General features: G+C 64.5%; 13 protein-coding genes and 1 pseudogene. 4 read left to right on the top strand and 10 right to left on the bottom strand.

All coding sequences use genetic code 11. From position 1 onward, the window contains the following. The first annotated feature begins 20 nt into the window (after positions 1 to 20). The 3 genes from mutY to CLU90_RS20770 are packed head-to-tail and all read left to right on the top strand — an operon-like array spanning position 21 to position 3,585. Positions 21 to 1,184, top strand: coding sequence for an A/G-specific adenine glycosylase (gene mutY, locus CLU90_RS20780; protein ID WP_100428831.1), 1,164 nt, complete (start codon positions 21 to 23; stop codon positions 1,182 to 1,184). Then, on the top strand, positions 1,184 to 2,974 hold the full coding sequence (locus tag CLU90_RS20775; RefSeq protein ID WP_198511244.1) for a sensor histidine kinase: 1,791 nt from the start codon (positions 1,184 to 1,186) through the stop codon (positions 2,972 to 2,974). Before mutY ends, CLU90_RS20775 begins: the two co-directional genes overlap by 1 nt. Then, positions 2,971 to 3,585, top strand: a complete 615-nt coding sequence (locus CLU90_RS20770) for a response regulator transcription factor (protein WP_100428829.1) — start codon at positions 2,971 to 2,973, stop codon at positions 3,583 to 3,585. The genes CLU90_RS20775 and CLU90_RS20770 overlap by 4 nt, the downstream gene beginning before the upstream one ends. 53 nt (positions 3,586 to 3,638) lie before the next feature. Here CLU90_RS20770 and CLU90_RS20765 read toward each other — a convergent pair whose 3' ends face one another. The 10 genes and pseudogenes from CLU90_RS20765 to pilM form a co-directional block, all read right to left on the bottom strand. Continuing rightward, a complete protein-coding gene (locus CLU90_RS20765) occupies positions 3,639 to 6,848 on the bottom strand; it encodes a molybdopterin dinucleotide binding domain-containing protein (RefSeq protein ID WP_100428828.1) in 3,210 nt (1,069 codons plus the stop codon). A 10-nt stretch (positions 6,849 to 6,858) separates the two neighbouring features. Beyond that, positions 6,859 to 7,971, bottom strand: a complete 1,113-nt coding sequence (nrfD, locus tag CLU90_RS20760; RefSeq protein WP_092718325.1) for an NrfD/PsrC family molybdoenzyme membrane anchor subunit — start codon at positions 7,969 to 7,971, stop codon at positions 6,859 to 6,861. A 3-nt stretch (positions 7,972 to 7,974) separates the two neighbouring features. Further along, positions 7,975 to 8,685: a sulfate reduction electron transfer complex DsrMKJOP subunit DsrO gene (dsrO, locus tag CLU90_RS20755; protein WP_100428827.1), complete on the bottom strand. Its 711-nt coding sequence runs from the start codon at positions 8,683 to 8,685 to the stop codon at positions 7,975 to 7,977. 240 nt (positions 8,686 to 8,925) lie between these two features. After that, positions 8,926 to 10,062 carry a deoxyguanosinetriphosphate triphosphohydrolase gene (locus CLU90_RS20750; RefSeq protein WP_100428826.1) on the bottom strand — a complete coding sequence of 379 codons (1,137 nt, stop codon included), beginning with the start codon at positions 10,060 to 10,062 and terminating at the stop codon, positions 8,926 to 8,928. A gap of 1 nt (position 10,063) precedes the next feature. After that, positions 10,064 to 11,683 (bottom strand): bifunctional shikimate kinase/3-dehydroquinate synthase AroKB, encoded by a 1,620-nt coding sequence (aroKB, locus tag CLU90_RS20745; RefSeq protein WP_442906706.1) that lies wholly within the window; start codon positions 11,681 to 11,683, stop codon positions 10,064 to 10,066. A 39-nt stretch (positions 11,684 to 11,722) separates the two neighbouring features. Next, on the bottom strand, positions 11,723 to 13,960 hold the full coding sequence (locus CLU90_RS20740) for a beta strand repeat-containing protein (RefSeq protein ID WP_232731279.1): 2,238 nt from the start codon (positions 13,958 to 13,960) through the stop codon (positions 11,723 to 11,725). Positions 13,961 to 14,015: 55 nt separating this feature from the next. Continuing rightward, a pseudogene (locus CLU90_RS20735) lies at positions 14,016 to 15,341 on the bottom strand (type IV pilus secretin PilQ); the annotation flags it as partial. Between the two features lie 92 nt (positions 15,342 to 15,433). Beyond that, positions 15,434 to 16,471 carry a pilus assembly protein PilP gene (locus CLU90_RS20730; RefSeq protein ID WP_100428824.1) on the bottom strand — a complete coding sequence of 346 codons (1,038 nt, stop codon included), beginning with the start codon at positions 16,469 to 16,471 and terminating at the stop codon, positions 15,434 to 15,436. A 15-nt stretch (positions 16,472 to 16,486) separates the two neighbouring features. Then, complete coding sequence (locus CLU90_RS20725; RefSeq protein ID WP_100428823.1) at positions 16,487 to 17,047, bottom strand: PilN domain-containing protein; 561 nt, start codon at positions 17,045 to 17,047, stop codon at positions 16,487 to 16,489. Beyond that, positions 17,044 to 17,676 (bottom strand): pilus assembly protein PilM, encoded by a 633-nt coding sequence (gene pilM, locus CLU90_RS20720; protein ID WP_157808872.1) that lies wholly within the window; start codon positions 17,674 to 17,676, stop codon positions 17,044 to 17,046. Before pilM ends, CLU90_RS20725 begins: the two co-directional genes overlap by 4 nt. Before the next feature lie 303 nt (positions 17,677 to 17,979). Between pilM and CLU90_RS20715 the strand changes: the two genes are divergently transcribed. After that, positions 17,980 to 20,325, top strand: a complete 2,346-nt coding sequence (locus CLU90_RS20715) for a penicillin-binding protein 1A (protein ID WP_092718298.1) — start codon at positions 17,980 to 17,982, stop codon at positions 20,323 to 20,325. The last annotated feature ends 65 nt before the right edge of the window (positions 20,326 to 20,390 follow it).

Below are 20,390 nucleotides of genomic sequence, written 5' to 3'. Positions count from 1 at the left end.
ACAGAACACTGGAACCCTGCATGAAACGTTTGCTGCATCCGCTCTCGCCCGCCACGGGCGCGGCACCTCCTGAAGATTACGTCGACCCGACTTTTTCCGCCACCGTCATCGCCTGGCAAAAGCAGCACGGCCGCCACGCGCTGCCATGGCAAAACACGCGCGACGCCTACCTGATCTGGCTGTCCGAAATCATGCTGCAGCAAACGCAGGTCACGGCCGTACTCGGCTACTACGCGCGCTTTCTCGAACGCTTCCCCACCCTGCGCGATCTGGCGGCAGCCCCGGTGGAAGACGTGATGGCGCAGTGGAGCGGCCTCGGTTACTACACGCGGGCGCGCAACCTGCACAAGTGCGCGCAGCGCGTGGTAGCCGAATACGACGGCGTGTTCCCCAGCGATCCGGCCCTGCTGGCCGAGCTGCCCGGCATCGGCCGTTCGACGGCGGCCGCCATCTCAGCGTTTTCCAGCGGCACGCGCGCGGCCATCATGGACGGCAACGTCAAGCGCGTATTCGCGCGCACCTTCGGCATCGATGCCTATCCCGGCGAAAAACGGATCGAGGAAGCCATGTGGCGCCGCGCCGAAGCACTGCTGCCGGAAACCGGCATCGAAGCCTACACGCAGGGCCTGATGGACTTCGGCGCCACCCTGTGCACGCGCAGCAGCCCCGATTGCGGCCGCTGCCCCTTGCAGCCGCGCTGCGTGGCCTACGCCACCGGCCGCACCAAGGATCTGCCTGTGCGCAAACCGAAGAAAACCAGCCCGGAAAAACACGCCGTCATGCTCGTCATCATCGACGATGGCCAGGTGCTGCTGGAACAGCGTCCCGGCTCGGGCATCTGGGGCGGCTTGCTGTCCCTGCCCGAACTCGATGGCCACGTGCTGGCCGATGCAGACTCTCCCCGTGCCATCGACCAGGATGCGCTGGCGCGCGCCGTGGCGCCGTTCGGCGAGATCGAATCGCAGGAACGGCTGCTGCCCATCGCGCACGTCTTCACTCACTACAAGCTGCACATCGTCCCCTGCCGCATCACGCTGGCGCGCCGTCTGGCACTGGCCGGGGAAGCGACGCACGTCTGGTACGACGGCGCGAAAATCGCGGATGCGCCACTGCCCGCACCGATCAAGAAACTGCTGCTGGACCTGTTCGGCGATGCGCGTTCGGCACAGCGCAGCATGTTCTAGTGCGTTTTTTACTGTTCGCGCTGGCGGCGCTGTGTCTGCACGGCGCGCAAGCGGATGACGCACTGCCAGAGGTCCGCATTGGCGTGCTGGCCTACAAGGGCGGCGACGCCGTGCAGCAGGACTGGTCTTACGTGACGCGCCACCTGCAGGCCAGCATACCCGGCATCCGTTTCATCCTGGCCGACTACGACCAGGCGGGCCTGACGCGCGCCGTGCAGTCGCAAACGATCACCTTCGCCATCACCAGCAGCGGTCATTACGTGGCGCTCGAACACAGCGACGGCGCCAGCCGCATCGCCACCCTGGAATCGCCGTGGACGGACTCGCCGCGCCAGGCCATCGGTTCGGCCATCGTCGTGCGCAGCGCGTCGCCCTTGCATGACCTGGCCGACCTGGCGGGCAAGAATGTGATGGCCGTGGCGCCCGACGCCTTTGGCGGCTACCAGATCGCCGCGCGCGAACTGCGCGAAGCGGGTGTCGATCCCGCGCACGATTTTGCCAGCCTGCGCTACAGCGGTTTTCCCTCGCAGCAGATCGTCGACGCCGTACGGGCCGGACGCATGGATGCGGGCATCGTGCGCACTTGCCTGCTCGAACAGATGGTGGCGCGCGGCGAAGTGCGCGCCGAGGAACTGCGCGTGATCACCACGCGCCCGATTCCCGGCTTTCGCTGCGCCAGTTCGTCGCGGCTGTATCCGGACTGGCCCTTCGTGGCACTGCGCCAGACGCCGCCCGCGCTGGCGAAAAAAGTGGCGCAAGCCCTGCTGGCCATGCCGCGCACCAGCGAAGGCTACAGCTGGACGGTGCCCAGCGATTACCAGATCGTCGATGAATTGTTCCGCGACCTGCGCATCGGTCCCTACGCCTATCTGGACAAGCTGACGTTCGAGACGGCGCTGCGCCGCAACTGGGGCTGGATGCTGCTGGTGCTGTCCCTGCTGGTCGCCTGGGCCGTGCATACGGTGCGCGTGGAATACCTGGTCAGCCGGCGCACGGAGCAATTGCGCGCGGCCCAGCACCAGCAGCGCGCGCTGGAAGAACAGGCGCGCCAGCGCCAGGCCACGCTCGACCACACGGCGCGCCTGGCCATCCTGGGCGAGATGGCCAGCGCCATCGCGCACGAATTGAACCAGCCGCTGGCGGCCATCGGCAATTTCGCGCGCGGCATGGCGCGCCGCATCACGGCGGGCCGCCTCGACGCGGCGCCGCTGCTCGACGGCGCGCAGGAAATCGCCACGCAAAGCGAGCGCGCAGGCGCCATCATCCGCCACATCCGCGCGATGGCGCAAAAGCGCCCCGCGCACAGCACGGCCTTCGCCCTGGCCGGCGCCGTGGAGCAAGCCGTATCGCTGTTCCGCGCGGCCCACCCACACGCCCATATCAGCTGGAACCACGACGGCGCCAGGTTTGCGCCGCGCGTGCTGGCCGACCCGCAGCAAGTGCAGCAGGTGCTGCTCAATCTGCTGAAAAATTCGCTCGATGCGCAGGTGGAAAACGGCAATCCGCAGCAGCCGATCGGCGTGCTGCTGCACCGCGAAAACGGCGCCTGCACGGTGGCCGTGCGCGATGCAGGATGCGGCCTGCCGGCAGCGCAGATGGCGCGATTGTTCGAACCGTTCTTTACCACCAAGGCCGAAGGCCTGGGCCTGGGCATGTCGCTCAGCAAAAGCATCATCGAATCGTTCGGCGGCAGCCTGTCGGCGCACGCCAACGCCGATGCGCCTGGCTTGACGGTCTGGTTCCGCCTGCCCGAAGATAGCGGCATGGAAGCAAACAAGGAAACACCATGAATGAAAGCGATGCGATCATCTTTGTCGTCGACGACGATGCCGCCATGCGCCGCTCGCTGGCCTATCTGTTCGATTCGGCCGGCTGGCAAGTGCAGACGTTTGAATCGGCGCGCAATTTCCTGCAGCGCTACGACGGCCATGCCCCGGGCTGTTTGTTGCTCGACGTGCGCATGCCCTTGATGAGCGGACTGGAACTGCAGCAGGAGCTGGCGCGCCACGCGATTGCGCTGCCCGTGATTTTTCTCAGCGGTCACGGCGACCTGGCCATGGCCGTGCAAACGATGAAGGCGGGCGCCTGCGACTTTCTGGAAAAGCCGTGCAAGGACCAGGTGCTGCTGGACGCCGTCTCGCGCGCCGTGGCCCGCAGCGTGGAAGAGGGCCGCAGCGCCGCCAGCACAAATACGGCACAGGCAGCATTGGCGACATTGACGGCGCGCGAACGCGAAGTGGCGCTCTTGATGGCCGAAGGCAAAGCGTCGAAAGTCATCGCCCGCGAACTGGGCATCAGCGACAAGACGGTGCAGGTGCACCGCCATAACACGATGGAAAAACTGGGCCTGCATTCGGCAGCCGAGGTGGCCCGGCTGCTGATGGCGGGTGGGGCGATTTAGGCTGTCTGTCGGATTACGCTACGCTAATCCGACCTACCAACTAGTGGACAAATCTAAGTCCGCACGATCCGCGCCGGCAGTCCCTGCCGCACCGACGTGCCCGAGACGGGATCGACAAACACGTTCTTGTCGCCGCGGCTCGGGTCCGTCAGCCCCAGGTCGTTCAGGTTGATGCCCGCGCCGATGGCCGGTTCGTCGGGCTGGCGCAGCTTGCCGATGCGGTGGGCGCGCGCACCGTGCTCCTTGTGGCCGAAACCGTGCTCGACGGCGATCACGCCGCGCTGCACGCCGTGGCGCAGCATCACCGTCGCCCTGGCCTTGCCGCCCGGCGTTTCCAGGTAAATCACGTCGCCATTTTTCAGCTTCAAGCGGGCCGCATCGTCGGGGTGCACGGCGACGGGGTTGTCCGGATGGATGCCGCGCAAGCGCCGCGCGCCGATGCTGTACGAGTTTTGCAGCGCCGATTTAAAACTGATCAGTTCGAACGGCCATTCGCTGGCCGGATAGGTTTTACGTACGGGCGTACCGTCGGCAAACGCCGCCACTCTCCACGCGGGCGTACCGGGAAAACGCTTGCCGCTCAAGCTGTTCTTGCTCACGCCCAGGCCCTCGTTGTACAGCATCATGGGTTTTAAATAACGGTGCGTGGACCAGTCCTGCGGATATGGCGTTTCATCGGCCACCGGTGCGGGAGCTGCCGGCGCCTTGGGGTTCGCGGGCGGCGGCAGGCGCAGGCCGAACATCTCGCCATAGCTCTGGTAGCGCCCTCCCCGCGCCAGCATGAAGGCCACCTTGCGCCACTCTTCCGGCTTCAAGGTGCGTTCCAGTTCGGGGCGGATGCGCGCCACGCCGGACAGCTCGATGTCGTCGTCGCTGGCGTCAGGCACGGACGTTTTTCCCTGCCACGCGATGTTGGCGCCGCCGCGCAGATACCAGTCTTCCACTCGCTGCAGGGGGAAGCGCTGGCCATCCATGTCTTGCAGGGCTTCCGGGCCAAAGCCGGGCAAGTCCATCGTTTTGGCCAGCGCGATGAAGAACGATTCCATGCAGATGGTCTGGCCGTCCGGCGTTTTTTGCACGCGCGGCTCGACCACGGGCCAGCGCGCCGTGCTCATTTTGACGGGCATGCCGCCCCAGGCGCCGGCCCAGCCCCAGCTTTCATACAGCAAGGTATCGGGCAGCAGATAATCGGCAAAGGCCGAGCTTTCATTGATGAAGGGGTCGATGGCGACGATCAGGGGTATCTTCTTCGGATCGGCCAGTTCCTTGCCGATCTGCGCGCGCAATCCCGTGATGCCGTACACGGGATTGCAGCTCCACAGTATCAGCGCCTTCAAGGTGTACGGGTAGCCGTTCATGGCGCTGGTCAGCCATTCGGTGGCCAGCGCGGGCGCGTTCGGATACCACGGCGCCCTGGCCGGATAGGCCTTGCCCGCTTCTTTCTTCAGCTTGAATTCCGAGGTTTTTTCATACGGCACATTGCGTCCGATCGGCATGCCGGCCGCCTTGATCTCGCCGTCGAAACTCTCGAGGTTGTAGCGCGGACCGGGTCCCGCATCCTTGAAGCTGCCGCCATTGACGAGGGTACCGCCCTTGCGGTTCAAATTGCCGATCAGGGTATTGAGCATGACCAGCGCGTACGCGTTATAAAATCCCGCGCCCGACATCATGCCGCCGTGCGCATTGACGGCGGCGCGCTTGCCGTGACTGGTCAGTTCCTGCGCCAGGCCTTCGATGATGTCGAGCCCGATGCCGCAGGCGCTTGCGTATTCCTCCATGCTGTGGCGCTGCGCTTCCTCGTTGAGCATCGTCATCGCCGTCTTCAGGTGCAGCGGCGCGCCGGCCACGTCGAGCGGGCCATCGAAGAACAGGCGCGCCTCGCCCTTGGCCGCATTGTGCGGCACGATCGCTTGCGTGGCGGCGTCGATCACACAGAAGGCGTCGCCATCCTTGTAGCGCTCTTCTTCCGCCAGTTCCACCGCGCCGATATCGGATGCGCGCAGGTAGCGGCCATCGCGCGGATGGCCCTTTTCGTTGATGATCAGATGCGTGGCGTTGCACCAGGCGGCCTCGCCCGCAGCTTCCGCCACCTTCAGGTTCGGCTGCACGAGGAAGTTGCGGTCATAGCGTTCGTGCTCGATGATCCAGCGTATCATGGCCATGGCCAGCGCGCCGTCCGTGCCCGGCTTGATCGGCACCCAGCGGCTGCGGTCGCCCGCGGCCAGGCTGTCCGCGTTCGTCAGCACGGGATCGACGACGACGTAGCTGAATTCGCGCTTGCCCGAGCGGGCCTTGGCGATCAGGGTGCCCTGGCGCTTGAACGGGTTGCCCGCATTGCCCGGCGCCGTGCCGACGAAAATGCAGAACTCCGTGTTTTCCAGGTCCACTTTCGCGTGCGGCATTTTCTTCATGTCGCCGAACATGGCGCCCGAACCGCTGCGATAGGCGCCGCCGCAATACGAGCCGTGGTTGACCAGGTTCAGACTGCCGTACGACTGCTTGAAAAAACGCGTGCCGAACGCCAGGCGGCCATCGTCGGTGCTGCACATCAGGCCCACCTGATTGACTTGCGGGCCCAGTTCCGGCTGCGCCGGATCGATCGGTTTTTCCAGCTCGCGCAAGGCGCGCAAGCCCTGCACGTGGCCTTCGCCGAACAGGTCGCCGCCTTCCGTCACTTCCTTGACCAGTTGATCGAAAGCGATCGGCTCCCACTGGCCGCCGCCGCGCGGGCCCACGCGCTTCATGGGCGCCAGCACGCGGAACGGCGACTCCATCTGTTCCAGCACGCCGTTGCCGCGGCCGCAAGCCGTCGAGCGGCCCTTCAAGCCCTTTTCCTGGAAGCGCGACAGGGAGACGAAGCTGTCGCGTATCGAGGTCTGGTATGGCAGCGCCGGATCGGCCGACAGGGGGCTGTACGGATTGCCCGCCACGCGCAAGACCTTGCCGCTTTTTTTATCGAGGCGCACGCGCACGCCGCAAAACGTGGTGCAGCCCATGCACATGGTGTAGCTCACTTGCTGGTCCGGATTGACCGTCAGCTTGCCCGTGGCCGTGTCGACGGAAAACTCGGGCGGCAGCGAATTGCCGTGCAGTTTCTGCACAGGCTTGTCTTTGCCCAGCGCGTGGTCGACCATGCGGCCGGCCGTGGTGGAAAAGCTGGCGGCAAACGCGGCCAGGCCACCGCCGATGGCGCCATAGCGCAGCAGCTTGCGGCGTTTTTCATTGTCGTCTTCGGGGACGCCATTGTGTGTTTGATCGTTCATTTTTGACTCCTCAGTGCGTGGCCATGGCGGAACGGTTGCGTGCAGCGACGACGCGTCCGGCCCATGGCAAAAATTCCAGCATCAGCAACAGCAGCGCGATCCACAGGCCGGCCGTGCCGATAATCCCCATCAAGCCGTCGTTCCCCATCGGCAGGTGGTAGTCATACAGGCCCGCGCCCGTTTTCGGGATCGTCTGGCCGCCGATGAATATCGTCCAGCGCATCATCCAGGCGCTATGCAGCGCGATCAGGCCGTTGACCAGGCCACTCGTGGCCGGACGCCAGATGGCCAGCGCCATCGGCACGATGGCCGACAGCACGGCCCAGACGGCCGTGAACTGCCATTGCGGCATGCCGGCCACCTGGGTGAACGCCATGCTGTGGCTGGCGCTCACGCCGGACAGGCTGACGAACAGCCAGCCGCCGCCCAGGGCCAGCACCAGCGCCAGCGACAGGGCCAGCGCGCGGTTCAAGGACACTTCCAGGGCCTGGTCGCGGCCAGGCAGGAAACGGTTGAACAGCAACGCCAGGCCCACCGCGCCGACAAAGGCCGTGGCCGCAAATTGCGCCGGCAGGAAGGGCGTAAACCACAGGGGACGAGCGCGCACCACCATCACTTCCATGCCCGTGTACAGGCCCACAACGAAGGCGGCCAGCAAGGTGAAGGCGGCGGCGCTGACGATGGCCTTGCGCGATGCGGCGCCGCCGCGCCCCAGCAGGCGATAGGCAAAGGCCAGGCGGTCCTGGCCCTGTCCCCGCGTGGCGAAGTCCACGCGCAGCGCCAGCCACGCGTACAGCATCAGACAGCCCAGGTAGAGGGGAATGAAGAACGAGCCCCACGACATCCACGACTGCGGCTGGAAGTAAATGTAGAAGTGGTAGAAGCGGCCCGGCCCGTGCAAGTCGGCCAGCAGCGCCACGGGCGCGGTCATGCCGCACACGAGCGACGCCAGCAGCGCGATGCGCCCCAGGCGTTCATACGCCTTGCGGCCGAAAACGAAGTACGGCAGGGTCAGCATGAAGCTGCCGTAACTGAGGCCGATGAGGAAAAAATACTGCACCGCCCACGGCAGCCATGCCGCTTCGCGCGTGACGTTGACAATTTCGGTGATGTGGCTGTCCATGGTTTATTTCCCGTGTTTGCTCGGTTGCCAAAGAGTCGCTTCGCCCTCGACGTGGCCGGCGAAGCGCGTGTCCAGTCCCAGGTAGAACACATGGGGCTGGGTGCCCTGCTCGGGTTTGAGCACCTTCACCTTGTTCTCGGTCAGCAGCTGATGGACCAGGCTTTCCCGATCATTGAGGTCGCCGAAGATGCGCGCGCCGCCCACGCAGGTTTCCACGCAGGCCGGCAGCAAGCCTTCGTCGACGCGGTGTGCGCAGAACGTGCATTTGTCGGCCTTGCCCGTTTCGTGGTTGATGAAGCGCGCGTCGTACGGACACGCCTGCACGCAGTAGGCGCAGCCCACGCAGCGGTCGCCATCGACGACGACGACGCCATCCTTGCGCTGGAAGGTGGCGCCCACGGGACAGACGGGAATACAGGGCGGATTGGCGCAGTGGTTGCACAGGCGCGGCAGCATGTAGGTGCCGCAGCGGTTCTCTTCCTTGACTTCATAGGTGGAGACGACGGTGCGGAAGCTGTTTTCCGGCACGGCGTTTTCCATGATGCAGGAGACCGTGCAAGCCTGGCAGCCGATGCACTTCTGCACGTCGACCACCATCGCCCAGCGCTGGCCGCCTTCGCCCTTGGTGGCCGCCTTGCTGGGCAGCGGCGCGATGGCCGCCCCGATGGTTACGGCTGGCAAGGCGCGCAAGAAACTGCGGCGCGATTCAATCATGACACTCTCCTTGACGATGGGCGGCAAGCCCTTGTTGACTTGCTGCCATGATAGAAAAGAAGGTGCCGCGGGGGTATTGGGGTGATCAGGTGGGGACCTAGATGATCATGCCGATTGACAGGATCGGCAATGCGGAGTAATGGGGCCGCGCCAACAATGTTGTCGGATTACGGCCTGCGGCCTAATCCGACCTACGTTGACAATTCATCCCAAGGGGTAGATCGGTGCCCGCAGTGACCGTTACAGCTCGTCGAGCGAATACAACCGGCGGTGCTCGCGGATCGCGTAGCGGTCCGTCATGCCGGCGATGTAGTCGGCGATCTTGCGCGCCTGCTGCGTGACGTCGCCATCCTTGAGCTGGTAGTCGGGCGGTAGCAGGGCCGGCTCGGCCATGAAGCTGTCGTACAGTTCGCGCACGATGCGGCTCGCTTTCACGCGCATGCGGTTGACCTGGTAGTGACGATACAGGTTCGCCCGCAAGAAGCGTTTCAGCTCCGTCGCGTCCTTGCGCATGGCGTCCGAAAAACGGATCAGCGGGGCACTGGCGCGCACTTCGTTCACATCACGCGGCGCGGCATCGGCAATCAGGCCGGTCGAGGTGACGATCAGATCGTCGGCCAGGGCCGTGATCAGGCGGCGCAGCGTTTCATAGATGGCGCGCCGGCCCGACAGGCCCGGGAACGCCTGCTGCACGTCGCGCCACAGGCGGCCGAAGAATTCCACCTCTTCCAGCTGGGCGATGGTGATCAGGCCGGAACGCAGGCCGTCGTCGATATCGTGGCTGTTGTAGGCGATTTCATCGGCCAGATTGGTCAGCTGCGCTTCCAGGGTCGGTTGCGTGCGATCGATGAAGCGCTGGGCAACGGGACCGAGTTCGCGCGCATGCGTCAGCGAGCAGTGTTTCAGGATGCCTTCGCGCGTCTCGAACATCAGGTTCAAGCCATCGAAGGCGCCGTAGTGCTCTTCCAGCGTGTCAACCACGCGCAGGCTTTGCAGATTGTGCTCGAAGCCGCCGTGCTCCTGCATGCATTCATTGAGCACGTCCTGGCCCACGTGGCCGAACGGCGTGTGGCCCAGGTCGTGCGCGAGCGCGATGGCTTCGACCAGGTCTTCGTTCAGGCGCAGGTTGCGCGCAATCGAACGCCCCACTTGCGCCACTTCCAGGCTGTGCGTCAGGCGCGTGCGGAACAGGTCTCCTTCGTGGTTGAGGAAAACCTGGGTCTTGTATTCGAGGCGGCGGAAGGCCGAGGAGTGAATGATGCGGTCGCGGTCGCGCTGGAACTGGCTGCGCGAGGCGTGCGGCGCCTCGGCAAAGCGACGTCCCTGGCCCTGTGCCGAATGGGCCGCATAGGGGGCAAGGAAGTCTTCCGGCAGCATGTTATTGCACTCCGGCGGCCAGGGTGGCCAGCACCAGTTCGTGGGGCGCGGACGTGATGTTCGGGCTGCCCAGCGGTTGCAAGAGGATGAACTTGATGGCGCCGCCCTCGTTCTTCTTGTCGACCTCCATCAATTCCAGCCAGCGGTCGACACCGAGGTCCGGCGCCTTGACGGGCAGGCCGGCGGCGGCGACGAGCTTGCGCACGCGCTCGACGGCTGCCTGGTCGATATAACCCATGCGGCACGACAGGTCGGCCGCCATGACCATGCCGCAGCCGACGGCTTCGCCATGCAGCCAGTGACCGTAGCCCAGGCCCGCCTCGATGGCATGGCCGAAGGTGTGGCCGAAATTCAGGATGGCGCGCAAGCCGCCTTCGCGCTCGTCCTGGCGCACCACGTCGGCCTTGATTTCGCACGAGCGGGCGATCGCATACGCGAGGGCGCCCTTGTCGCGCGCCATCAGCTTGGCCATGTTCGCCTCGATCCAGTCGAAGAAAGCCGCATCGATGATGGCGCCATGCTTGATCACTTCGGCCAGGCCGGCCGACAGCTCGCGCGCCGGCAGGGTTTCCAGGGTCGAGGTGTCGGCGATCACGGCGCGCGGCTGGTAGAAGGCGCCGATCATGTTCTTGCCCAGCGGGTGGTTGATGCCCGTCTTGCCGCCGACGGAGGAATCGACCTGCGCCAGCAGGGTGGTCGGCACCTGCACGAAGCCGATGCCGCGCATGTAGCTCGCGGCCGCATAACCGGTCAGGTCGCCGATCACGCCGCCGCCCAGCGCCACCAGGGTGGTCTTGCGGTCGCATTTGTTGGCCAGCAGCGCGTCGAAGATCTGCATCAGGCTGGCCCAGTTTTTGTATTCCTCACCGTCCGGCAGGACGATGCTGATCACTTCGCGGCCATCGCTGGCCAGCGCCGCCTGCAGGCGGCCCAGGTACAGCGGCGCGACGGTGGTATTGGTGACGATGGCCACCTTGTGGCCGCTGATATGGCGCAGCAGCGCGTCGGCGTCGGCCAAGAGGCCAGGACCGATGGCGATCGGATAACTGCGTTCGTCGAGGTCTACGCTCAACAACATTTTGGATTGCTCGTTCATCGAAGGCTCTGCATGAATGACGCAGTTGGGCGAAGCCTCGCATTCGAGGCTGGCCAGCTGCATCAGGATGGTCTGGACCATCGATTGTACGTTAGGACGGCCCGTGTCGATCACAATGTCGGCCACTTCCATGTAATGGGGCTCGCGCTGCGCCGTCAGCTCTTCGAGCTTCCTGCGCGGGTCGGCCGTCTGCAGCAGGGGGCGGTTCTTGTCGTGGCTGGTGCGCGCGAGGATGTTGCTGACGCTGGCGCGCAGATACACGACCGTGCCCCGCTCCTTCAGGTAGGCGCGGCTGTCGGCATTGAGGATGGCGCCGCCGCCCGTGGCCATGACGATGCCTTCCTGGGCGCTCAGGTCGCGGATGACCTCGGCCTCGCGCCGGCGAAAGCTGGCCTCCCCCTCGATTTCGAAGATCCACGGGATGGTCGCTCCCGTGCGCGCCTCGATTTCGTGGTCGGAATCGACAAAGCGCAGGCCCAGCTTGCGGGCCAGGATGCGCCCGATCGTGGTTTTGCCTGCGCCCATGAGGCCTACTAAAAACAGATTTTGCATGTGCTGCGACAGTTAATTTGGATTGCGACAATCAGTGGCTTGCCCATACGGACTAATGATGCCTGGAGGTGAAACACCCACGCGGTTAAAGTCCGTGGCCAGCCCCGGAAGCAAAGTGTAACCGACATAAGTTGCCTCCGTCCCGGAACTGTTGCCACGAATCGTCAATTCGACGTCCAGCCAGTTGGCCCTGTCGCGCGGATAAGTCAGGGTGATGATCGCCGTTCCCGAGCTGTCGGTCTTGCCGCCGGTCGACAAATTGAGCGGAATGCCGGGGTCGAGACGGCCATTATGGTTGAAGTCGTTGTTCAGATTAAAGGTGCCGCTGCGATCCCTGTCCTCATTGTCACAGGCATTCGCCGTCCTCACGGCTATCCACGACTCGGCAGCCGGGGAATACTGCAGATAACCCTTGTAATAATAGCGGGGCCAGGCCGCGGCCGTGATGATCACGTCAGGTACGGGATTGCCGGCGGCATCCGTCACAAACACGCTATACGTCTTGCGGTAGGTGCTGCTGTCGGTGGCGTCGAGCGTATTGCCGCTGCCGGCACTGATGAACAGCGATTTTTTCGTCACCGTCAGCTTGACCGTGGCCGCATTGCTCGACACACCCTGCAGTTGCGCTTTGACAACGACACCATCGACACCGGTGGTGCCCTGTCCCGCGATGTAGCTGACCGTGGCCACGCCATCGCTGTCGGTGGCGACCAGCGAAGGCGAACTCAGGGAGCCATTGCTGGCGTCGGCCTGGATCGAGAAGCTCACCTGTGCATTCTTGACCAGATTGTTTTCCGCCGTGCCATCGCGCACGATGGCGCGCAAGGCGCTGCGCTGCGCGGTGCTGCCGGCCGTATTGGCACCGATGACGGCCGGGTCGGCTTGCAGGCTGATCGCGGCCTGGGCCGTCAATGGCGCAACGAACTCCACTTCCGACTGCACCGAGACGCCGCTGTCTTCGTACTTCGCCGTGAGGGCGGTCGGGCCGGCGCCGCTGGCTTGTACGTAGGCAATGGCATTGCCGCCCACCAGCGCCAGCGGCGCCTGCAATGGCGTGCCGCAAGCGGCATCCTGGTAAATGGCGCCGCGCGACGTACTGAAACGCACATTGCCCGTTTGTGGCACGCCAGCCACATCGCTATGGACCGTCACCGCATAGCAGGTGTTCGTGTTCAAGGTAGCCAACGCCACATTGCCACCCGATACGGCATTGATTGTGAAATTCGATGCATTTATTGCGATTGGCAACACGACGCTGTCACCCTGCGCCTTGACGCTGATGCTGTCGCTGCTGCCCGCCTGGGCGTTGTAGCTCAACACCAGTTGGCCGTTGTTATCGGTCAGCGCGGGACTGGTGCCGCCGCCCTTGACCGTGATGGCATTGCTGCGGGCGCTGAAGGTCACCGGCTTGCCAACGAGGGGATTGCCGCTCGAATCGACCAGCTTGACCACCATGTCGGTGTTCGTCTTGAGGTTCACCGTCGAAAAGGCACTGATGACCAGCCGGGTGCCGCTGACGCCAATGTCCGTGCTGGCCGTCTGCGCGCCTGCGCTGGCCGTCACCTTGATCGTGCGCAAGCTGGCGTCGCCGCCCGTATTCAGGCTGACCAGCGCCTGGCCCTGTGTATTGGTCGTGACGCTCGTGGCGCCCAGCGCACCCGAATCGGCGCTGAATGTCACGCTGGCATTGGGCACGACGGCATTGTTGGCGTCTTTGACAAAGGCGATCACGTTGACGGCGGTACCACCCGACGACGCCAGGGTGCCACCGGAAGACGTCAGCAGCAAGCTGGCAATGCCGGAGGTGACGGGCACCACTTTCACCACCACGGGGGCCGATTCGACGCCGCCGCTGCTGGCCTTGATGGTGATGTCGCGCAAGCTCGCATCGCCTTTCACGCTGAGTTTTTCCGTCACCGTGCCATTCGCGTCCGTCACGCGGTTGGTATTGCTGATGGTGCCGGAACTGGCGGTGAAGGTCACCGTCTGGCCTGTCATGGCATTATTGCCGGCATTTTTCACCACTGCCGTCAGCACGACTTCCGTGCCGTCCGCGCCCGATGCCACAATCGTTGTTGCGCCAGCAACCAGTACCACGCTGCCGACGCCTGCATTCGCGCCATCCTTGACACCCAGGGTCGGGTCGCCGCCACCGCCGCCACACGCGGCCAGCAAGGCGCCCAGCGCCAGCAAGACCAGCCAATTCGATACCCGGCTCCAATAAGTGTTGCCCCAAGATACATTCCGCATAGTCGCCATCAGTCCGCTTTCGTGTGCATTGTTACTTAAACGTAAAGATGTGACATTAACGTGTTGCTGGCCGATCTGCCACTATTTTCGGCGTAATAAACACCATCAGTTCCGTTTTTTCTTGACTGCGGCCCGTGCTGCGGAAAAAAACACCGAGCACGGGGATGTCGCCAAGTAGAGGAACCTTGCTATCCGTGCCCCGTTCGGATTGCTGATAAATGCCACCCAGCACCACCGTGCCGCCATCTTCCACCATCACTTGCGTGCGCACGTGCTTGGTGTCGATGGCGAAACCGGAACGGGTTTCCTGGCCCACGCTATCCTTGTTGACGTCCACTTCCAGCACCACGTTGCCGTCCGGCGTGATCTGCGGCGTCACTTCCAGGCGCAGATTCGCCTTGCGAAACGTGATCGACGTGGCGCCGCTGCTGGTGGCCACCTGGTAGGGCAGCTCGATGCCCTGCTCGATCAGTGCCAGCACCTTGTCGGCCGTCACCACGCGGGGGCTGGAAATGATCTTGCCCCTGCCATCGGCTTCCAGCGCGGACAATTCCAGGTTCAGGAAACGGTTGGCGGCCGCCGAAAACAGGCTCAGGGCGAAGCTGGCCGGCTGCAGGCCATTGATGCTGGCGGCCGGCAAGTTGACGAATTGCGTGTTCGGCACGAAGGCGCCGCTGCCGGCCACGGCTTGCCCCGTCGCCTCGCCCACGCCTTGGTAACTGCCGCCGACGGCCGCGCGGCGTCCGCTGCCGCCCAGGGAAAAACCGGGCTGCTGGCCTGCCGCCAGGCGCTGGTCCGTAAAACCCAGGCGCGCGCCCAGATTGCGGCTGAAGCTGTCGTTCGCCTCGACGATGCGCGCCTCGATCATCACTTGGCGCGTTGGAATATCCGTCCTGGCGATCAGCTGGCGGATCTGTTCCAGGCGCGCCGGCACGTCGGTGATGAACAGTTGATTCGTGCGCGGCTCGATCAGCACGCTGCCACGGCGCGACAGCAGCCGGCTGCGCCCTTCCCCCGCATCGAGGCCGAACACGGTGCGAAACGCTTCGGCCTTCTGGTAATTGAGCTGGAAGATGGCAGACTGTAACGGTTCCAGTTCCGCGATCTGCGCGCGCTGTTCCAGCTCCAGCTTTTCGCGCGCGAGGATTTCTTCGCGCGGCGCGATCCACAGCACGCTGCCGTTGCGCCGCATGTCCAGGCCCTTGGCCTGCAGCAGCACGTCGAGCGCCTGGTCCCACGGCAAGTCGCGCAGGCGCACGGTGACATTGCCCGCCACGCTGTCGCTGGCGATGATGTTTTGCCCCGATGCGTCGGCCAAGATGTGCAGGGCCGCACGCACGCCCACGTTCTGGAAATCGACGGAGATTTTGTCGCCCGCATACAGCCGTGGCGCCGTCACGTTCACCACGGCTTCCTGGGCCAGGCCGCTGGCGTGCAGGCACAGCATGGCGGCCAAAAGCATGCGGCGCGGCCTCATGGCGCCGCCTCGGGCAGGCTGGTCTTCGGACTCGCCCCCGCCACCTGCAAGGCCAGGCTGCCGCGCCGCTCGCGCCAGGGACCATCCGCCTCGCGCAACAGTTCGCGATACTGCACTGCCTGTTCACTGATGTCCGTCACCACACCGTGGTCTTGCCCCAAGTACTGCCCCACCGCCACCCGGTACACGCGCTGGCCCGCCAGCAACAATGCGCTCAGGCGCCCGTCCTGCTGCACGCTGCCGACCATGCTGATGGCAGGCAAGGCCACGCTTTCCAGCGCTTCGCGCATGCGGCGCGGGTCGGGCCCCGCCACGCTTCCCCGCGGACCGGGCGCAGGCGCTGGCGGCAAGGCATTAAATGGATCGGCCAGGGCGACGGCCTCGTAGGGATACGGCGCGACAGCGGCAAGCGGACGCCAAATTGGTGTCACTGCGGGCGCGCCCGCCTTGGGCGCCAATGCCGCTTGCGCCGCCAGCTCCCCCGCTTCGGGCAAGCGATACGCTTGCAGCACGGCATCGAGGGTCAGCAAGCGGTCCTTGCCGAGGGTCAGGGCCAGTGCATGCACGGTGACGATGCGCGGCAGGCGCGCCAGGTCCGCCAGCAGCGCGCCCATGGCGTGATAGCCGCCGCGCAACTGTATGGTGATCGGCAAGGCGACGTACGGCACTTGCGGCCGGGCCGCGCCTGGCTTGAACAGTGAAAATTGCAGGCCGCGCGACTGGCCTGCGGCGTTAATGTCCGTCAACAGTGCCGCCATCGCTTGCTGGTCGGGCAGTTGCTGTTCCAGCAGGGCCAGCTCGGCGCCCGCCTGGCGCTGCTGCGCGCGCCACTGGGGCAACTGGCTCGCCCTGGCCTGCGCCACCAGATAATCGGCACGCAGACGGGCCTCCTCGCCTTGCGCCAGCTGCACGGCAGCCATCAATCCAGCCAGCCACACGACGTGCAGCAACGCGGCCGCCAGCATGCCGGCCAGGGCGGCGCAAGCGAGGCGCGCCGGGAGCGGCCACAGCGACGCGGTTTTCAAGCTCAGCATGATCAACCTCCACGACTAAGATTGCCCAGCGGGTGCCAAGGCCAGCCGTATCGTCCATTCCACGGCGCCATCGGCCGCGCCGCGCACTTCCAGCACCTCCGGACGGGACCAGGGTGCGGCCTGCTCGAGCGCCAGCAGCAATGCCGCGACCTTGTCCTGCGACACGGCCTGCCCTTGCAGGCGCACCATTGCCGTTTCCTGGCGCACACTGTGCAAGGCCACGCCGGCCGGCGTCGCGCGGGCCAGCAGCGCCAGCATGCGTACCCAGGCGTTGCGTTGCTCTTGCAAACTAGCAATGGCCTGCTGGCGCAGCAGCAGCGCCGCCGTCTCGCCCCGCACCCGCTTGCCAGAGGCGAGGACGACATTGACGTGCTGCATGGCATTACGCCAGCCTTCCTGGCGGCGCAGTTGCGCGTCGAGCTGCCGTTGCAGCCAGGCGCCCGACGCCAGGGCCAGCAGCAATCCCAATAGCGCCCCGCCGGCCAGTTGCCACAGCAGCAGCTCAATATGCCTGCGGCGTGCCGCCTGGCGATAGGGCAAAAGGTTGATGCGCCGCACTTCCGCCACGGCCTTCATCGGGCGTACCGGTGCAAGGCCAGGCCCCAGGCCAATTGGTAGCTCAGGCCGCCGTCGGGCAAGGCTTGCCAGCCGCTCTGCGCGAGCGCCGCCTGCAAGGCCAGCGCCTCGCTATCCATGACAACAGGCGTCAGCCCGGCCGCCCTGGCCGCATCGAGACGGCGCTGCACGCTGGCGCGCCGCGCCGCCACCAGCAGCACGTCGATCTCGCTGCCTGTCTGGCCTGCAAGCGGCGGCGCGGGGCCGAGCATGACAAAATCGAGGCTGGCGTCTTCCAGCGCAAACGGCATGTATTGCGCCGCTTCCAGCTCCACGAGGATTTCCAGCTGTTCCTCCGGCAATCCGGCGGGCAGGCGGATCGCATGCGTGATGAGGGCCGTGGCCGGCATGGCCAGCGCCACGCGGGTGCAGCCGCTGCCACTGTCGCGATGAACCTGGCGCACGACATCGGCCAGGCTCTGCATATCTTCGATATTGCCTTCAAGCATCACGCCTGCGGGCAGCGCGGCGCTGCCGCAATGCCGGCACGACAGTTTGCCCCGCCTCCGTATCAACTCGACCACGCGCACGGCATCGTCCGCCATGTCAACGCCCAGCAAGCCGGTGCCAAGAAAACTGCTGATAGACATGTTTTTCATAGAGAAACGTCAGCGTGGAAGGGGGACCTGTCACCAGAAAGCCTAGTCCCGGCGGCGCCGGCTTGTAAACGGATTTCACGCTGGTGTCTGCGGCGCGTGGCGCCTATCTGGCGAGGCCGTGATCTGGCACAGAATAATTGTTACCAAATCCTGGTTGCCAGCGGGCCAATACACGCTTATATAGAGTAACGGCAAGTTTCGACACTCTTCCCCGGCAAGCGCCACGGCGCGCTGCCACCCCGGCAAGCTCGCTTATAATTGACCGGCATAAATTTACTGAAAGACATGACACGCATGACATCTTCATCCTCCGCCGGCAACGCTGGCTCGAAACCGCCCCAGAAGGGCAGCAAACCCAAACGCTTTCTGCTGATGGCCCTGGTATCGTTCCTGGGCCTGGGCGTCGTCGGCGTGCTGCTGGTGGTATTCGGCCTGGCCATGGCGTATCCGAACCTGCCGGCGCTCGATACCCTGACCGATTACAAGCCGAAAATGCCGCTGCGGATTTTCACCTCCGACAGCGTGCTGATCGGCGAGTTCGGCGAAGAGCGACGCAACATGGTGCACATCAAGGATATTCCCGATGTCATGAAAAAAGCCGTGCTGGCCATCGAAGATGACCGCTTCTATGAACATGGCGGCGTCGATTACCTGGGCATCACGCGCGCGGCCCTGCACAACCTGACGGGCGGCGCCAAGCAAGGCGCCTCGACCATCACGCAGCAGGTGGCGCGCAATTTCTTCCTGTCCAGCGAACAGACCTTGAAACGCAAGGCGTATGAAGTCTTGCTGGCCTGGAAGATCGAGAAAAACCTCAGCAAGGACCAGATTCTCGAAGTCTATATGAACCAGATCTATCTGGGTCAGCGCGCCTACGGCTTCGCCTCGGCCGCGCAAATCTATTTTGGCAAGAATATCCAGGACCTCACCGTGGCCGAAGCGGCCATGCTGGCCGGCTTGCCGAAAGCGCCGTCAGCCTACAACCCCGTCGTCAATCCGAAACGCGCGCGCATGCGCCAGCAATACATCCTGCAGCGCATGGCGCAACTGGGCTACATCACGCCGGCGCAATACGAAGAAGCAAAAAATGAAGAGCTGAAAGTGAAAACCGACAGCAGCGCCTTTGGCGTGCACGCGGAATACGTGTCGGAAATGGCGCGCCAGCTCGTCTACGAGCAATTCAAGGAAGACACCTATACGCGCGGCCTGAACGTCTACACGACCATCACCAAGGCCGACCAGGACGCCGCCTACATCGCCTTGCGCAAGGGCGTGATGGATTACGAGAAACGCCACGGCTACCGCGGTCCGGAAGCGTATATCGAGATTCCGAAAACCAAGGCTGAAGCGGACGATGCGATCGAGACGGAACTGGCCGACCATCCGGACAGCGACGACATCATCGCCGCCATGGTGCTGCAGGCATCGCCCAAGTCCATCCAGGCCGTCACCTCGGCCGGCGAGGAAATCACGATCACGGGTCCCGCCCTGACCTTCGGCGCGGCCTGGCTGTCGGAAAAAGCGGCGCCGAACCGCCGCATCAAGCGCGGCGCCGTCATCCGCGTCATGCAAGAAGGCAACGCGTGGGTCCTCACGCAGATGCCGGAAGTGCAATCGGCGTTCGTCTCGGCCAGCACGACCGACGGCGCCATCCGCGCCATGGTGGGCGGCTTCGATTACAACCGCAACAAGTTCAACCACGTCACGCAGGCGTGGCGCCAGCCCGGTTCCGCCTTCAAGCCCTTCATCTATTCCGCTTCGCTGGAACGGGGCCTGTCGCCGGCCACCATCATCAACGATGCGCCCATCTCGTTCGACGCGGGCCAGACGGGCGGCCAGGCGTGGGAACCGAAGAACTACGACAGCAAATACGACGGTCCGATGACCATGCGCAAGGGCTTGATGAAATCGAAGAACATGATTTCCATCCGCATCCTGCACAAGATCGGCGCCAAATATGGCCAGGAATACGCGACACGCTTCGGCTTTGACGCGGACAAGAATCCACCGTACCTGACCCTGGCCCTGGGCGCCGGCAACGTGACGCCGCTGCAGATGGCGGGTGCGTATGCCGTGTTCGCCAATGGCGGCTACAAGATCAACCCGTACCTGATCGCCAAGGTGACCGATAGCGATGGCAACGTCTTGTCGCAAGCCAAGCCGGACCTGGCGGGCGAGGAAGCCAACCGGGTCATCGACGAGCGCAACGCTTTCATGATGAACAGCATGCTCAACGACGTCGTGCGCTTCGGCACGGCGAACAAGGCCATGGCCTTGAAGCGCCCTGACCTGGCCGGCAAGACGGGCACGACCAACGATTCCATCGATGCGTGGTTCGCGGGCTACCAAGCCAAATTGGTCGGCATCGCCTGGATCGGCTACGACCAGCCGCGCAACCTGGGCAACCGGGAAACGGGCGGCGGCCTGGCCTTGCCGATCTGGATCAACTACATGGCGAAAGCATTGAAGAGCATCCCCGTCGAGGAACGTGCCGTGCCGGAAGGCCTGATCCACGTCGGCGACGAGTATTACTATGCTGAAAATCCACCGGGCACGGGCGTAGGCAGCCTGGAAGGCGCGGCGCGCGGCACACCGGAGGAAGAAAAGGCGAAAGAAGCCGTGAAGAACGAGCTGTTCTGACGGCAATTTCGGGGATCGGGTAGCTCGGATTAGCGGCGAAGCCGCGTAATCCGACACCACCCCGG

It is taken from the genome of Janthinobacterium sp. 67, from assembly GCF_002797895.1.
Taxonomy (GTDB): Bacteria; Pseudomonadota; Gammaproteobacteria; order Burkholderiales; family Burkholderiaceae_D; genus Janthinobacterium.
This window is presented reverse-complemented; position numbering and strand designations above follow the sequence as displayed.

What these genes read in the sequence shown, in the direction of transcription:
- pilM (WP_157808872.1), bottom strand. Translation starts at nt 17,676, where the DNA reads ATGTCTATCAGCAGTTTTCTTGGCACCGGCTTGCTGGGCGTTGACATG.
- mutY (WP_100428831.1), top strand. Translation starts at nt 21, where the DNA reads ATGAAACGTTTGCTGCATCCGCTCTCGCCCGCCACGGGCGCGGCACCT.
- CLU90_RS20750 (WP_100428826.1), bottom strand. Translation starts at nt 10,062, where the DNA reads ATGCTGCCGGAAGACTTCCTTGCCCCCTATGCGGCCCATTCGGCACAG.
- CLU90_RS20765 (WP_100428828.1), bottom strand. Translation starts at nt 6,848, where the DNA reads ATGAACGATCAAACACACAATGGCGTCCCCGAAGACGACAATGAAAAA.
- CLU90_RS20715 (WP_092718298.1), top strand. Translation starts at nt 17,980, where the DNA reads ATGACATCTTCATCCTCCGCCGGCAACGCTGGCTCGAAACCGCCCCAG.
- CLU90_RS20740 (WP_232731279.1), bottom strand. Translation starts at nt 13,960, where the DNA reads ATGCGGAATGTATCTTGGGGCAACACTTATTGGAGCCGGGTATCGAAT.
- aroKB (WP_442906706.1), bottom strand. Translation starts at nt 11,683, where the DNA reads ATGGGCGCAGGCAAAACCACGATCGGGCGCATCCTGGCCCGCAAGCTG.
- CLU90_RS20730 (WP_100428824.1), bottom strand. Translation starts at nt 16,471, where the DNA reads ATGCTGAGCTTGAAAACCGCGTCGCTGTGGCCGCTCCCGGCGCGCCTC.
- dsrO (WP_100428827.1), bottom strand. Translation starts at nt 8,685, where the DNA reads ATGATTGAATCGCGCCGCAGTTTCTTGCGCGCCTTGCCAGCCGTAACC.
- nrfD (WP_092718325.1), bottom strand. Translation starts at nt 7,971, where the DNA reads ATGGACAGCCACATCACCGAAATTGTCAACGTCACGCGCGAAGCGGCA.
- CLU90_RS20725 (WP_100428823.1), bottom strand. Translation starts at nt 17,047, where the DNA reads ATGAAGGCCGTGGCGGAAGTGCGGCGCATCAACCTTTTGCCCTATCGC.
- CLU90_RS20770 (WP_100428829.1), top strand. Translation starts at nt 2,971, where the DNA reads ATGAATGAAAGCGATGCGATCATCTTTGTCGTCGACGACGATGCCGCC.